The sequence below is a fragment of the Mucilaginibacter ximonensis genome (assembly GCF_042686265.1).
In the GTDB taxonomy this organism is placed as follows: domain Bacteria; phylum Bacteroidota; class Bacteroidia; order Sphingobacteriales; family Sphingobacteriaceae; genus Mucilaginibacter; species Mucilaginibacter ximonensis.
The window spans coordinates 1,334,935-1,348,786 of the sequence record NZ_JBHUPD010000001.1 but is presented as its reverse complement, the minus strand read 5'-3'; the positions used below and the strand labels follow the sequence as shown (position 1 = coordinate 1,348,786).

Annotated in this window: 16 protein-coding genes and 2 pseudogenes; 7 read left to right on the top strand and 11 right to left on the bottom strand. The window is 46.5% G+C overall.

Annotated features, from left to right (window positions below):
- Position 1: 1 nt before the first annotated feature.
- The 4 genes from ACFS5N_RS06075 to ACFS5N_RS06060 all read left to right on the top strand — a co-directional run bounded on the left by ACFS5N_RS06075 (position 2) and on the right by ACFS5N_RS06060 (position 3,287).
- The gene (locus tag ACFS5N_RS06075) at positions 2–469 is read left to right on the top strand and encodes an HXXEE domain-containing protein (protein WP_377183283.1); all 468 of its coding nucleotides are present in this window, start codon (positions 2–4) and stop codon (positions 467–469) included.
- A gap of 91 nt (positions 470–560) precedes the next feature.
- A complete protein-coding gene (locus ACFS5N_RS06070) occupies positions 561–1,583 on the top strand; it encodes an SDR family NAD(P)-dependent oxidoreductase (protein WP_377183281.1) in 1,023 nt (340 codons plus the stop codon).
- A 19-nt stretch (positions 1,584–1,602) separates the two neighbouring features.
- On the top strand, positions 1,603–2,406 hold the full coding sequence (locus tag ACFS5N_RS06065) for a helix-turn-helix domain-containing protein (RefSeq protein ID WP_377183279.1): 804 nt from the start codon (positions 1,603–1,605) through the stop codon (positions 2,404–2,406).
- Between the two features lie 50 nt (positions 2,407–2,456).
- Complete coding sequence (locus ACFS5N_RS06060) at positions 2,457–3,287, top strand: alpha/beta fold hydrolase (protein ID WP_377183277.1); 831 nt, start codon at positions 2,457–2,459, stop codon at positions 3,285–3,287.
- Here the strand turns inward: ACFS5N_RS06060 and ACFS5N_RS06055 are convergent.
- From ACFS5N_RS06055 to ACFS5N_RS06045, 3 genes are read right to left on the bottom strand one after another with little or no spacing between them, the layout of a single operon-like run.
- Positions 3,284–4,249 carry a quinone oxidoreductase family protein gene (locus ACFS5N_RS06055; RefSeq protein WP_377183275.1) on the bottom strand — a complete coding sequence of 322 codons (966 nt, stop codon included), beginning with the start codon at positions 4,247–4,249 and terminating at the stop codon, positions 3,284–3,286. The two genes, ACFS5N_RS06060 and ACFS5N_RS06055, sit on opposite strands and share 4 nt — an antisense overlap.
- A 44-nt stretch (positions 4,250–4,293) precedes the next feature.
- On the bottom strand, positions 4,294–4,872 hold the full coding sequence (locus ACFS5N_RS06050) for a Crp/Fnr family transcriptional regulator (protein WP_377183273.1): 579 nt from the start codon (positions 4,870–4,872) through the stop codon (positions 4,294–4,296).
- A complete protein-coding gene (locus ACFS5N_RS06045) occupies positions 4,872–5,351 on the bottom strand; it encodes a hypothetical protein (protein ID WP_377183271.1) in 480 nt (159 codons plus the stop codon). Before ACFS5N_RS06045 ends, ACFS5N_RS06050 begins: the two co-directional genes overlap by 1 nt.
- Before the next feature lie 36 nt (positions 5,352–5,387).
- Between ACFS5N_RS06045 and ACFS5N_RS06040 the strand changes: the two genes are divergently transcribed.
- Together ACFS5N_RS06040 and ACFS5N_RS06035 are read left to right on the top strand one after the other, a co-directional pair.
- Positions 5,388–5,630 carry a hypothetical protein gene (locus ACFS5N_RS06040; RefSeq protein WP_377183269.1) on the top strand — a complete coding sequence of 81 codons (243 nt, stop codon included), beginning with the start codon at positions 5,388–5,390 and terminating at the stop codon, positions 5,628–5,630.
- Positions 5,627–6,730, top strand: a complete 1,104-nt coding sequence (locus ACFS5N_RS06035; RefSeq protein WP_377183267.1) for a S1/P1 nuclease — start codon at positions 5,627–5,629, stop codon at positions 6,728–6,730. The genes ACFS5N_RS06040 and ACFS5N_RS06035 overlap by 4 nt, the downstream gene beginning before the upstream one ends.
- A 24-nt stretch (positions 6,731–6,754) precedes the next feature.
- Here ACFS5N_RS06035 and ACFS5N_RS06030 read toward each other — a convergent pair whose 3' ends face one another.
- The 7 genes and pseudogenes from ACFS5N_RS06030 to ACFS5N_RS06000 form a co-directional block, all read right to left on the bottom strand.
- Positions 6,755–6,982: a hypothetical protein gene (locus ACFS5N_RS06030; RefSeq protein WP_377183265.1), complete on the bottom strand. Its 228-nt coding sequence runs from the start codon at positions 6,980–6,982 to the stop codon at positions 6,755–6,757.
- A gap of 55 nt (positions 6,983–7,037) precedes the next feature.
- Positions 7,038–8,177 (bottom strand): hypothetical protein, encoded by a 1,140-nt coding sequence (locus ACFS5N_RS06025; protein ID WP_377183263.1) that lies wholly within the window; start codon positions 8,175–8,177, stop codon positions 7,038–7,040.
- 1 nt (position 8,178) lies between these two features.
- Positions 8,179–9,174, bottom strand: a complete 996-nt coding sequence (gene traM, locus ACFS5N_RS06020; protein ID WP_377183261.1) for a conjugative transposon protein TraM — start codon at positions 9,172–9,174, stop codon at positions 8,179–8,181.
- 123 nt (positions 9,175–9,297) lie between these two features.
- Positions 9,298–9,912, bottom strand: a complete 615-nt coding sequence (traK, locus tag ACFS5N_RS06015; RefSeq protein WP_377183259.1) for a conjugative transposon protein TraK — start codon at positions 9,910–9,912, stop codon at positions 9,298–9,300.
- A 1-nt stretch (position 9,913) separates the two neighbouring features.
- Positions 9,914–10,474: pseudogene (locus tag ACFS5N_RS06010) on the bottom strand (conjugative transposon protein TraJ); the annotation flags it as partial.
- Positions 10,463–10,654 (bottom strand): annotated as a pseudogene (locus ACFS5N_RS06005) (DUF4134 family protein); the annotation flags it as partial. The pseudogenes ACFS5N_RS06005 and ACFS5N_RS06010, both read right to left, overlap by 12 nt.
- 1 nt (position 10,655) lies before the next feature.
- The gene (locus tag ACFS5N_RS06000; protein ID WP_377183257.1) at positions 10,656–11,171 is read right to left on the bottom strand and encodes a hypothetical protein; all 516 of its coding nucleotides are present in this window, start codon (positions 11,169–11,171) and stop codon (positions 10,656–10,658) included.
- A gap of 123 nt (positions 11,172–11,294) precedes the next feature.
- On the opposite strand from ACFS5N_RS06000, the gene ACFS5N_RS05995 reads away from it, so the two are divergent.
- A complete protein-coding gene (locus ACFS5N_RS05995; protein ID WP_377183255.1) occupies positions 11,295–12,659 on the top strand; it encodes an aspartate kinase in 1,365 nt (454 codons plus the stop codon).
- Between the two features lie 2 nt (positions 12,660–12,661).
- On the opposite strand, the gene ACFS5N_RS05990 is transcribed toward ACFS5N_RS05995, so the two are convergent.
- Positions 12,662–13,525 carry a hypothetical protein gene (locus ACFS5N_RS05990; protein ID WP_377183253.1) on the bottom strand — a complete coding sequence of 288 codons (864 nt, stop codon included), beginning with the start codon at positions 13,523–13,525 and terminating at the stop codon, positions 12,662–12,664.
- Positions 13,526–13,852: the final 327 nt, after the last annotated feature.

The window sequence follows — 13,852 nt, the reverse complement described above, 5'->3', positions numbered from 1 at the left end:
CATGAACATCACTTTTTCAACCTTAGCTATTTTATTAACCGCAGCCGTGATGCTGCACGTGACCGAAGAATTTTTAGTGCCTGGTGGTTTTGCCGACTGGTACGCCCGGCTCATGCCGCCCAAAACCGAAAAGAAAAATAATACCGGGTTTCTTGTCTGGATCAATACCCTGATGATGTTTGTCTGCGCGCTGGCGCTGTATTTTGGCAATACCGCCCTGGGCTATACTTTTTGGTATTATAACGCCGCCATCGCCGCAGCCAATGCACTGTTTCATTTATGGGGCGTCTTTAAGTTGAAAGCCTATTCGCCGGGTGTAGTAACCGGTCTGCTTTTATATGTTCCGCTATTTGTGATCGGCACTAAACAACTGGTCGGCTCTGGCGAACTACCGCTTACAAAAGCCATCATAGCTATTGCTTTAGGCATTGGCTACCATATCTTTTCGGTGATCAGGCAAAGCAAATAGAGACCATTTGACGCTTTAAACAAAGTAAATTGACGTTTTAAACAAAACGCCTGGATGTTCCGGGCGCTAATTTTGTCTAAAAAATAATAAGATGAAATTAAACGACAATTACAATGGCGCGCTGCAGCAACCCCTCGATTCCGGATTTGGCATAACCTCAACCGCGCAGGAGGTGATCAAAGGAATTGATTTGACTGGTAAAACGGCTATCGTCACCGGCGGCTACGCCGGGATCGGCCTGGAAACGGTCAAGGTCCTGGCAGCCGCAGGTGCTAAAATTATGGTACCCGCCCGCGATATCCTTAAAGCCAAAAATAACCTGGCAGGGGTGAAAAACGTGTCTATCGAGCAAATGGACCTGATGGATCCGGGATCGGTTGCGGCCTTTGCCCAACGGTTCTTAGCAGAAAACGATGCACTGCATTTGCTGATCAATAATGCCGGCATTATGTGGGTGCCTTTGTTGCGGGATAAGGCCGGTAATGAATCGCAGTTGGCGACCAATCATTTCGGGCATTTTCAGTTAACCGCACAACTTTGGCCGGCGCTGAAAAAAGCAGATGGCGCGAGGGTCGTAACCCTATCTTCCTATGGGCACCAAATGGCTCCTTTTGATTTTGAGGACCCTAATTTCTTGCGCCGGGAATATGAAACGTTGCAGGGTTACGGGCAATCCAAAACAGCCAATAATTTATTTACCGTGGAGCTTGACCACCGCGGCAAGGAATTTAAGGTCCGGGCCTTTGCGGTGCATCCGGGATCAGTGATCGGTACCGACCTGGGGCGGGTGGCGCCGATGGCTTTATTTCAGCAAATGGGCACGCATGATGAAAACGGGGAGATCTTTCCGGAGGTAGCGGCCAAGCTGAAAAATGTAGCGCAGGGCGCGGCGACCTCGGTTTGGTGTGCAGTCAGCCCTGCTTTGAATGCTATTGGCGGTGTCTATTGCGAAAATGCGGAGGTGGCCGAACTGGATCAAGGCCATATCGAACATAATTATAGCGACCCGGCTTCGTTACGCGGCGTACAGCCCTATTCGGTGGCAGCGGAAAACGCGCAAAAGTTATGGGCCTTGACCGAACAAATGACGGGGGTACCGTTTCCGGTTAACTAAGCGTTTGTTATTTTTGAGGATGGAATATGTAACCCAGTATATCACAGCTGATATCAAGCTTTCGGAATTTAAAGGTAAACTCTTTAAAACCGAAGTGATGTTTGAACACCATATGCTGGTTTGGTTCCTGTCCGGTGAAACGAAAATTATACAGGCGGATGCCACGCATATTTTTACGGCCGGCGATATCTTTTTGATCCCCCGTAACCAATTGGCGACCATTATCAATTATCCCAAAGATGGCTTACCGCATAAAGCGGTGGCCATGCACCTGACCAAGGAGCGGCTTAGTGATTTTTACGCCCGGCATCCAACGGCCGGCAAGGCGACACCGCTGAAAAAGATCTACAGCTTTTCCAAACACCCCTTGCTGGAAAGTTGCCTGGCCTCGCTGATCCCTTACTTTGACCTGGGGGAAAGCCTGCCGTCAAATATCGCGGACCTTAAAATGGAAGAAGCGATCAGTATCCTCCGGTCGGTCGACCCACAGGTGGACGCTTTGCTGGCGGATTTTGCAGAACCCGGGAAGATCAACCTGACGGATTTTATGGAGCGCCACTATATGTTCAATATGAACCTGGAGCGGTTCGCTTATTTGACCGGGCGCAGCCTGGCCACTTTCCGGCGGGACTTCAAAAAAGCCTTTAACGCCAAACCGCAACACTGGCTGACGGAAAAAAGGCTGGCACTGGCGCATTACCAATTGGCCGAAAAAAAGCGAAAAGCCAGTGATATTTATATGGAAGCCGGCTTTGAGAACCTGTCGCATTTCTCCCATGCTTTTAAAAAGCAATTCGGTTATTCACCGCAAGCTATTTATTAAAAAGGTATAGCGTTTAAAATATTTTCTTTGCGCAATCGTCTAAGCAAGTAATGAACGAATTAACCGGTTTTACCACAGCAACACTGCAGGCGGATGATGGCACGGTCATCGGCTATCGCCAGATCGGGCAAGGGGCTGGCCTCTTAATGGTACATGGGGGGATGCAATCTTCTTTAAGCTTTACCATACTGGCCAGAGCGCTGTCGGCAGATTTTACAGTTTATGTGGTGGATCGGCGCGGGCGCGGCTTGAGCGGTGCTTATGGTGAAAGCGATGACCGGCTCACGGAAGCCAATGATTTATTGGCTTTAATAAAGACTAAAGCCATATCTTATATTTTTGGTTTGAGTTCCGGTGCGATCCTGACGTTGCAAGCGGCTTTGCTGGAGCCGTCCATTCAAAAAATAGCCTTATATGAGCCGCCGATTCCTTTGCAGCAGCCATGGTATAAAAAACTAAATTCAAGTTATAGCGGCGCGATGTCGGAAGCAAACTTGGGCCGGGCTTTTGCGGCGATATTGAAAGGCACTGGCGATACCTCGTGGTTTACCCGCTTGCCTTATGTGGTGTTAACGCCCGCGTTCAATCTGATGATGAAGGGCGAAACTACGGTGCGTAACCTGGTGCCGACTTTTGCGCATGATCTGATCATACTTCAAGGTTCGGAACAATTGGTGGAACAGTCCCAAAACTTGAGTGCGGAGGTGTTACTAATGCAGGGCGCTCAAAGCCAGCGCTTTTTAACAGCTATTATCGCGCATTTGAAAAAAGTGCTACCACAGGCAAGGTTGGTGACGTTTAAAAGGCAGGGTCATCTGGCCGCAGATAATAGCGGCGATCCTGTACAGGTCGCCGCGGAATTAAAGCGCTTCTTTAGTTAACTGCATTGAATTACGATCCGTTTACCATCGGCTTTTTCCCAGGCTTCGCTGATCGAAGCTAAGGGCATGATCTCGGTATCTATGAGGAGTTTGCCTTCAGCCGCTAATTGGAAAATTTCAGGCACGACGTCGGTATAAAGAGCGCGCATGGCTTCCTTGCTGATACTGCCACCACCGGAGCCGACCAGTTCGAGGCCGGTACTGCGCAGGACCGCGCCGGGTAAAGTAATGGTTTGCCCGGCCATACCGCCGATATGGATATAACGCGTCACTTTGCCTTCGGCATGCAGGTCATGACCGGTCAGCGCCTCCAGTAAGATTTCGGCGGGACGGCCCCAGAGGTAGTCCATGACAATATCAACTTCTTTCGCGATCTGCTGATAGCTGGCTATAATTTCTTCTTCCGGTTGCGATAACGAGATGGTTTCGGTTGCTCCTAAAGTTTTTAATTGAGCTAGTTTGTTTTCGTCACGGCCGGCGGCAAATATCTTATTTGCACCCCAATGCCGGGCGATCTGAATAGCCAATTTACCGGTTACGCCCGTGGCCCCCAATATCAGGACATTATCGCCTTTTTTGAACTGCCCGCGCCAGGCCAGCGCCATCCAGGCCGAAGCCGCCGGATTTGGTAAAGCCGCGGCAGTCACGTCATCCAGCCCGTCAGGTACAGGCACGGTATAGCCCGGGCGGATCACCGTCTTTTCGGCGAGCATGCCATAAGGCGCCTTGGCGCCGGTATAGACACGGCTGCCATCCTCGAGTTGAACCACGCCGTCCACGCCCATGATGGCCGGGAATTGAAAAGTGTGATCATAATGGCTGCCTTTGGCCAGTGACTTATCCAAATTTTTGATCGAGGCGGCCTTGACATAGGCGATGACTTGATTGTCTGCGATTATTGGGTCGGCAATTTCTTCATACTGAGGAATTTGCCCGAGTTGGTGGATTACTGCTGCTTTCATGACCCAAAATTGCGGCGTAAAAATTGGGCAGACGATAACATTTGTTATCGTTTTTCTTTCAGGATCTTATTTTTGATACGGCTCAAATGTACAGTGGTGATGCCCAGGTAAGAAGCGATATAGTGCTGGGGCACGCGCTGGACGATCTGCGGTTTTTCGCGGAGCAGGTTCAAGTAACGTTCCTGCGGCGTATCGCGGATAAAAGACAGGAACTCGCGCATATAGTGCAGTTGCCGCTCGAAGGTGATATCGAGCATATTGCTGAGCAATTCCGGCTGTGTCTTTAGATCAGCCATAATGAGCTCATAGTCTTTTTTGGTCAGGACGTTGATCACTGAAGGTTCGACCGTTTCGATGGTACACATGCTCGGAATATTCTTGCGGAAGCTTTCCGCCGACGAGATGACCTCGTGCTCAAAAAAGAACTGGAAAGTGGTATCCTTGCCCTGGTTATTGATCCAGGCGCGCAGGCAACCCGTCTCAATAAAGAACGAACGTTTGGAAACTTCGCCCTCTCTTAATAAAATCGTCCGCGCGGGCACTTCTTCCCGTTTATACACGTGAGCGTATCGCTCCCAATGATCGGTCAGTTCCGGAAATTTTGTTTTTAAGTGCTCAAACATCAGCGCATGATTTCGATCAATAATACCCAAGCATCCCACACCGCTTTGACAAAGGACAACACGAAGCCGGCCACGATCAAATAGATCCAGTATTCGCAATAGTTCAAGAGGCAGAGCCCGGCGACCAGATAGGGAATAGAAGCTAGTTGATCAACCGCCAGTGTGAGCAAGGCGATTTTTTTATAAAGCTTGGCCGTCTTTTTATAAATACCGATGTCTTTAATCAGCAGTATCAGCCATAAGCCAAAACCAATGATAAGCAGCACTATTCCCCAAAGCTGTGTTGGTAGATTAACCAAGGAAATCATCGAGTTGATGAGAATGGCCATCAGTAAGATCAACGCGAGTGAGGCACGGGTCGGTAATGATTTATGTTTAATGATCTCCTTCAGATTGATGGATATCCCGACAAAGATCAGCCCGGTCAGCGCTGCTGCCGCACCGGCCGAGGCCACAAAGAAGTCGTTATAGGTTGTCATGCCTAAAATTAATGTTTTTTTGGATAGTTTTGAACCATGCTGACGCTTGACGATTTCAACACATTTTCTGAAGACGATAAAGCCAATTCGGTTTGGAGCGGTAGTTTTTTGGCGGACCGCGAAGAGAATGGGTTAATGATACAATTGTATGCTGTTGACAGCTTTTACGTAGAAGTCTTTTATGACCAATTGGCCAATAAGATTTTAAAGTTCCATGCGTTTAGTTCGAAAAGCTTTTTAGTGCCTTACCTGGCCCATATTAAATTTAATATCAAATGAAAAGAATATATACGTTCGCCCTGTTGATTGGTACAATTATATTAACGTCTTGGGGTTTTAAAGGCCACCAGGCCGTAGGTACTATCGCCGAAAATCATTTGACGCCGCAGGCAAAAGCGGCGGTGAAAGAGCTGTTAGGTAATCAAAGTTTGGCTGATGTTGCCACCTGGGCGGATGAAGTTCGGGAGGAACCGGCGTTCAAAAGCACGGAGGGCTGGCATTTTGTGAATGTGCCGTCAGGACTGACGGAAGCTGCTTTCAGCGCCGAGGTGAAAGCCCAGGGTGAAAACAATGTCTACGGCGCGATGCAAAAAGCGCGGATCGTGTTGACGCATCCCAAAAGCAGCCGCGAACAAAAGATCGAAGCCCTGAAATTTTTGGTGCATTTCGTGGGTGATGCGCACCAGCCGATGCATATCAGCCACAAAGAAGACAAGGGTGGTAATACGATACAGGTAAGGTTTGATAATGCCGGTACCAATTTGCATACTTTGTGGGACAGCAAGTTATTGGATCATCAGGGGTTGAGTGTGGTGGAAATGAGCCAGCAATATGATAAGGCCACGCCCGATCAAATTAAGGCATGGCAGCAAGACCAGCCGATGACCTGGTTATGGGAAAGTTATGTGATCAGCAGTAAGCTCTATACGGAGCCCGTTGATGCGCAATATTATCAAAATCATATCGGGATCGTTCAAATGCGGATCGACCAGGCGGGTATTCGTTTGGCGGGTATCCTGAATGATATCTACAGCGGTAAAGTTTATGCCTCGACTCATGAAGCGCCGTTGCTGCCGGGAGATACTAAAGCGGTAGCAGCGATGGGCCCGGCTAAAGTCATTGACATCAAAGAAGCAGCCAGCCATTTAAATGAGACGGTAACGATTACAGCTAAAGTATATGGCACGAAGGATGTGGGCAGTATGATTTTAGTCAATGTAGGTGCGCCATACCCGGATAGTCCATTAACGGTGGTTTTAAGAGGTGATACCAAATCGCTCGCGGTTGATGGTAAAACCATTACGGTGACCGGCCAGGTGATCGATTATAAAGGCAAGCCCGAGATCATTGTCACCGACAAAAATCAAGTGAAGTTTTAATACTGGTTAGAGTGCGGCGGTGATTTATTTGATGATGGTTTCGATAATATCCGTATTTCCTGTTTCTGCATTTACAAAAACGATTTCTTGCTTATCACTGTAATCATGGACTAACAATTTTTTGTCCGTAGAATGCTGATAAATATTATACAGGCCATTATCCCAGTTTTGCTGTGCTATTTTTTTAGCGATTGCGTTTAATAACTCGGACTGTTCTTGAAGCTTAAGCTCATGTAAATGTTTACGTCGCATGAGACAAAAATACAATTTATAAGAAAGCCCTTTCCGAAATAGAAAGGGCCTTTTATTAGACGCTCATTTTAACGCTCCGTGAGCGCTTTTTTTTTGTGCCTTCATCGGCTGCGCCCTGTTTTTGCTCCGGTTTCTTTTCGTTTTTGAACTCCGGCTTTTTATAATGCTCCAGTTGCTGCGCTTCGCCCTTATAATTGGTCAGGTTGACGCGGTGTTCGGCTGGATTGGCTTCAATAAAGAGTTTAACCGGTTTGCCATCCTTGAGGGCTTCGACCTGGTGACGGTTGCCTTTTTCCAGTGACTTCAACAGCTTGTCTTTGGCGCCGGGTTCATCAATGCCGACGATAGCCATTTTATCTATCGCGCGTTCAGGTTTATAGTTCCACCCGTCGCTAAACGTTTGCAATTTCATGTTGCCGTTCTCGGTTTTGTTTTCTTTGTCCAGTACCACCCAGGCGTTATACTTTTCCCCTTTTTGGTTTTCCAGTTCCTTGTGCACGGCACGGCCATCCATTAAGTTATAAGCTTCTTTGGCGGTGATGCCGCTGCCTTTGTTGATGTAAAAGGTTTGCTGGGTGTCGTTGAGTTTGGCGTCGTACTTATTAAAGAAATACATATCCTCGCCGGCTTTAAAATGCAAAGTATAATCGACTTTGTCTTTATTGTATTCGTTGGTACTGTTCAAGGTAAACTCGGGCGCTTTGGCCTCGATATTTTTTTCCAGTTCTTTGTTCATCCCCTCGCCGAAGCCGAGGTTCAATAATTGTTTTTGCAGGTAACTTAAATTCTGTGTGTTCATGGTATTTTGATTTAAAATGTTTGAAATTTTAGTGCGGTCAAAGTAATCTGGTAGATTTTCCTCTATGAACGGGCCTTCGATGCCCTGTTGAAGGATTTGCCCGATCTCATCGCGGGTAATATCCGGTGAGAAGATCGCATAGAAATATTCTTCTTTTCCCGGTTGATAGAGTGCCGCCTCCAGATGGTCATATTGCAGCGAGTCATTGGGGTCATGCCGCTGAACGTCAAAAGCATATTCGGTGATCAGCCCGTTTCGGTTTTCACGATGTAGCAGGCGAAAATCTCCTGTGCCCCCGACCATACGTTCACGGAGCCGGTCGACAATTTCCGGATCGGCGAAGCCAAGATCCGCCAGTTGCGTTTTTAACTCATAAAAATTAACGGCCTGATCCATATTATTTATTGATTTTAAGCAGCACTGGGAATTGATCGGCCAGTTTAACCTTGATTTTCTTGATTTTTTTGCTGAATAAGCCCTTAGCCGCGTTGATGCCACCGGCTGCGGCTTGTGCGCCAATGGTTTGATCCATGGTCATAAATTGCATGCTCTGCAAGGCGTTATCCGCGCCACCAGCGGCTGCGCCGCCGAGTTCCGCTTCAGGAGCAGGGATGCCGGGCATACCGTCCAGGCTAAAGACCGTTAAACTCACGGGTATAATTTGTTGAGCCAGCCTGATATTTTGGATATTTAGCAGTAGCCTTTGATTGGTGACGGAGCAAACACCAAAGATTTGCTGGCCTTTGGGTATCCATTGGTCTTTGAGCAATACCGAATCAGTCAGTTTTAGCCGAACGGCTGCGCCATCCATAACTTTTTGTTTGCCGTCGATCACCGCTGGTATCGCTTTAAAGGGCGTGTTGTCTTCGGGTTTCTTTTCAACTTTAACAGAGCCGGGATTTTGAATTTGCTGGATCTGGGTCAGCATTTTACTGAGTTGCGCCATTTCCGGATCTTCTTCAGAACGTCCGCTTTTTGCCGACTTTACCATTTGATGGAGTTGCCTGATCTTTTGTTCGGTAGCCTCTACCTGCGGATCATAAGCCGGTGCTGGCGGCTGATTCATTTGCTTGTTCAACTGCGCCAGTTTGGTCTCGATGCGTTCGGCACTTTGATCGGCACTAGCCGAATCGTTGTGCATACCCATCGCTTTTAAAAAGGAGGGGCTCACCCCATTTTGTGCGGAATCCCGCATGGAAGCTTGGTAAACCGCCAATTTATTTTGTTGTTCGTCTTTTTTGAACTGGGCTTCGGGCAGTGTCATGTCGATACCTTTGGCTGCTGTCGGCCTGTCGGCTTTGGTTTGTCCGCCGCCGAGGGCCCAGAAGGCCATCGTGAGGAAGGGTATCACCAGGAGCGGGATAACGAGGTAGAATTTGCGTTGTTTTTCCATGATCTGATAAATTATGGCCGATGTATGATGGCACCGAGCCGGGTTTAACATTAATTGTATTATGATTGAGTGACCAGCCTAACAATAATGCATAGGCTGTTGCGCAAAGGATGAGTTTGGTTTTCATGGGCTTAGAGTGGTGTCGCGGTTAGCCAACGTTTCCCAACGTTCAATGAGAAAGCCATGGGGATTATTATCACTGCGGCTTACATTACGCAGGTAACCTTGTGTAATCAGCATTTTATTGACATTGGACGTTGACCTGGTTAATTTTTGAATTGCATAACATTTGAAATAGTAGGGGTACTGATTCATATCCAATTGGATGCTGTCGACCTGGATCTGCTGGCTGATGTTACCCGAGATCAGGTTATTATAATAGCTTTTTTCTTTCAGGCCGTTATATTGGTTGCGGGCAGATTCATCAGCCAAATACAGGGCCTTGCCGATATTGGCATCGATCACTTTTTCATCGGGGTCAAGCGTAAAGAAGTAATGGTGGAACATACGGATATGATCGCGGGCTTCTACCGGGATATTGTCTTTGCGGTCAGCCGCAAAGGCTTCCAGTGCCTTGCCGTTAGCTAAAATATAGACATGGTTATTCGTGGCCGAAGCGAATTGATAGCTTTTATACAAGGCAAAGCCGCTGATCAGTATGCAGCCGCTGATCAGTAAGTAACTAAAGCGCTTGATGTGCTGGAAGGCCGTTTCGATATTTTTGAGGTGGGTGAACATGCTATTTAGTTTTTGTGGGTTCGTAATCCAGTTTTTGTTTTTGGTAATCGCTGTTCGCCGATGATTCTGGCGCAGGCGATGACATACTTTGTTTATTGGTTATACTAATAGCGCTGGCCGCAGACAGGATAGCAGTCGAAGCGAGGGTGCTGACTTTATTGACCAGGCTATTGCCGCCGCCGGGGTTAATGATATAACCGGCGACAGCGGGTACGGTGAAATAACCGACGATGCCGATCAAAAGAAATATGAGATAAGCGGTATCGGTAGAGGAGAAGAAGGTATCGCCCGCCGTTTGTACTTGCTGAATGTCCAACTTCAGCATGTTCTCTTGTACTTTACCGATGATCGCGCCGAAGATATTGGCGACCGGCAGCCATAAAAATACGTTAACGTATTTGGCCAGCCAGGTATTCAGGGTAAATTGAAAACCATCGAATACCGATAAGCCGAGCACCAGCGGACCCAAGATGGCTAATACAATCAAGTAAAAGGTGCGGATGGTATTGATACAAAGCGCGGCTGCTTCAAATACCACTTGCAATACTTCGCTCCATTTTTTATAGACTTTGATCGCGCCAACCAGGCCGACAATGGCGCCGATGGCATACATTAAGTTGGTGCCGGTCGAAAAGTAACTTTTAACCTGGGTGGTTGCTTCGTTAATGCCGGCGTTGCCGTCCTGGGCAAGGCTGATGGCAGAGATCAGCATCAGGCTGATAATTAATTTTATCTTTTTCATATTAAGCATAGTTTTCAGCTGGCCAGTGCAGGTCCAGGTCGTGTTCAGATAATTCAAAGGGCAAGATACCCGCCATTGGTTTTAATACTGCGGTAAATACTTTCAGGCTGATTTCATCGCGGTAGATTTCATACTTATCCAACAGTACTTGCAAAAGGGATAGAAAATCCGTTTTAGTGCCGCTTTCAGCAAAAGCATTTACTAAAGTAGTAGCTTCGGCCAGCAAATCATCTGAGGGACCTTTCGGTAAAGTTGCCTCACTGATGTCGTCGGGTTCAGCCGAACCAAATTGTAATTCTTCGGCATCATGCGACTGATTATCCTGATCTGCTTGGATACCGCCTATCACCGCATGCATCGGTGCTACGGCGACCGGTGGCATGGTATCAGTTGTCCTGATGCGCAACCAGGCGCGCAGTTCGGGTAAATAGTATTTCAAACCGACATAGGCATACCAGGCCGCGGTGAGCAAGAGGACGGCAGTAATGTATTGCTGCCAGGAAATGGTGTGTAACATAAGCTTTCAATTTTGTGGACAGCAAAGTTGGGCAGGCTACAAATGCTTATTTCCACCTTGAATAATCAGGGGTGGCGTTTTTAGGGTGGAAGTTTATTCCTGAGAATTTTTTAGTTTCGCCCTATGCTAACTGTTGAAAAGATCGGCGGCACTTCAATGAGTGCGCTGAAAGAAGTGATTGAAAACATCGTCTACCATAATGACCAATTGACTGGGCGGGTCTTTGTTGTGTCCGCTTTTTCGGGTGTGACGAACTTATTATTAGAAAACAAAAAGACCAAAGCGCCGGGTGTCTATCACCGTCTGGCCAATGGTGAGGATTTTAAACAAGCGTTGGCGGATGTTACCGCTTATCTCAAAGAACTGAATGCACAGTATGGGCCTTTAGGATTAAATGTCGCTGATGCCAACGAGGTCGTTGATGGTATGATTAGCCAGGCAACCGTTTATTTGGACAGTGCCGTAACCATGCTGGCATCGGGTTATTTAAACGAAGGCATTTTATTAGCCGCACGGGAAATCCTGGCCTCGATTGGCGAAAGTCATTCGGCTTATGTTTTAGCCAGCATCTTACAAATACGCCGATTGAAAGTCGATCTTATTGATTTGGCGGGTTCTTCTGATAGCAGGCCGTTAACGATCAGTGAGCGCATCAAAGATGCGTTTAGCCAAGTTGATTTAAGTAAAGGCATTGTCGTTGCTACCGGTTATGCCAAAGGCACCGAAGGCATTATGCGGGAGTTTGACCGGGGTTATTCGGAAGTGACCTTTAGTAAGATCGCCGAGATATTAAAACCACAGGAAGCGATCATTCATAAAGAATATCATTTAAGTACTGCCGACCCTGGCTTAGTGGGTATCGATAATGTGAAACCGGTGGGTAACACGAATTATGACATCGCTGATCAATTAGCCGATGTGGGCATGGAAGCGATCCATCCGAAAGCGTCTAAGCCATTGGAAATGGCCGGGATTCATTTACGCATCAAAAATACCTTTGAGCCAGCGCATCCGGGTACATTGATCACGCGGGAGTATGTTTCGGCGTTAAAAAGGGTAGAGGTGATCACTGGAACAGACCAATTATTATTGATTGACATATACGATCCCTTGATGACTGGCAATGTCGGCAGTGATTTGCAGATCATGCAACTATTCTTTAATCATCAGATCAGTTATACCTTTAAAACCACGAGTGCCAATAGTATCACTATTGTGATCTGGGAAAGCGATTTCAAGCAGGGCTTGATCGATGATTTGCAGTCCTCATTTGAAAAAGTAACCTATGAGCCGGTAGCGATGGTGTGTTTATTGGGGACGAATATGGATCAGCCGGGCCTATTAGCCAAAGCCGCCACGGCATTGGCTAAAGCGGATATCAATATCATCAGTACCGGCGTCGCTAAGGGTAAGGTCAATATCCAGTTTTTGATCAACCGAGAGCAATTCAAAACGGCGATTATCGCTTTGAACCAGACGGTAGGCTAGTCCTACCATCTGAATGTCGACGGATCGATTTCAATTGTTTCTGCGCCTTCTGCCATTTGATTGATGATCTTTTCATAATCGATCAAATCGCGGTGCTGGAAATGGGACATCATCGGATGATCGAATGACGCAAAATCATGGATTTCACGTTCGCCCAATAAAAACAAGGATTCTACTGCTTCGTTTTCACCGTGCTGTTGGATAAAGACTCTTTCGATTTGTTCCTGATAGAATTTCCGGATAAGAATAGAGTAGGCAGTTTTTCCCTCCGGATCTTCATAAGGAATGAATAGGTCCGCGTAATCATTTTCAGGATTTAACTGACGGGTCGCTTTAACGTGTCCCTTCCCAAACTTAGCGACTGCTTTTAAGTTATGTTTCTTTTTATCAGGGTACATCGTGTGAACGATTTTGGTATCCTTATAAGTTAGCAAATGATATTTTTCGGGGGGATTATCTTTATGCGCATAAGTCCCGGTGTATTTATCGAACACGTCCGGTCGATGGTTTATGGTAACGTTTTTATTTTCTTCAGCGAAAATCGCGTCGGCGATCTTTGTATAATCAATTCCGGGTGCCATGTCTGGATGGAATTTGCTCGGTCGGTCTAACTTTATAGTTCCGTCTTCCGTTTTGATCCAATAATTTTTGTAAGTAAAACGACTATGACGCTCCCTCAAATGTTTATAGCCAGTGAAGTCATTTCCGACAGTAAAGATCAATTGATTATTTAAGGAAATCGTATTAATAGATTTTTCGGTCGCTTTCCCATCGATGACCGTGGTGTCTAGATATTTATTTTCATTGACAGTCGCTTCTTTGAGGATTTCTGCGAGTTCCTCTTTGGAAAATAATTGTTCGTCCATGAAAACAAACATCGGAAAAGTGTCGGAATTGTCGATTTATTCCAAAGACAATTGTCGAATGGATCTCAAAAATGGAAGAATTTCGAGAAATTCTAGAGAGTCTTTTCATTCCAAGAATGTCGGAATCGAATGTCCTAGACTATTGGAAAAGTTGTGAATTTTAGTGATTTTTTGCTAATTAACTGTATATCAATCAATTAAACTATAATTCACTGAAAAAAAAGATTTTTTTTTAACACCCTCACTTGTTTCTTCAACAAAGAGCTTCATAAGATATTTCCGAAGGACAATAATCGTGGAACTAATTCCAATTAAATTCACAACTAT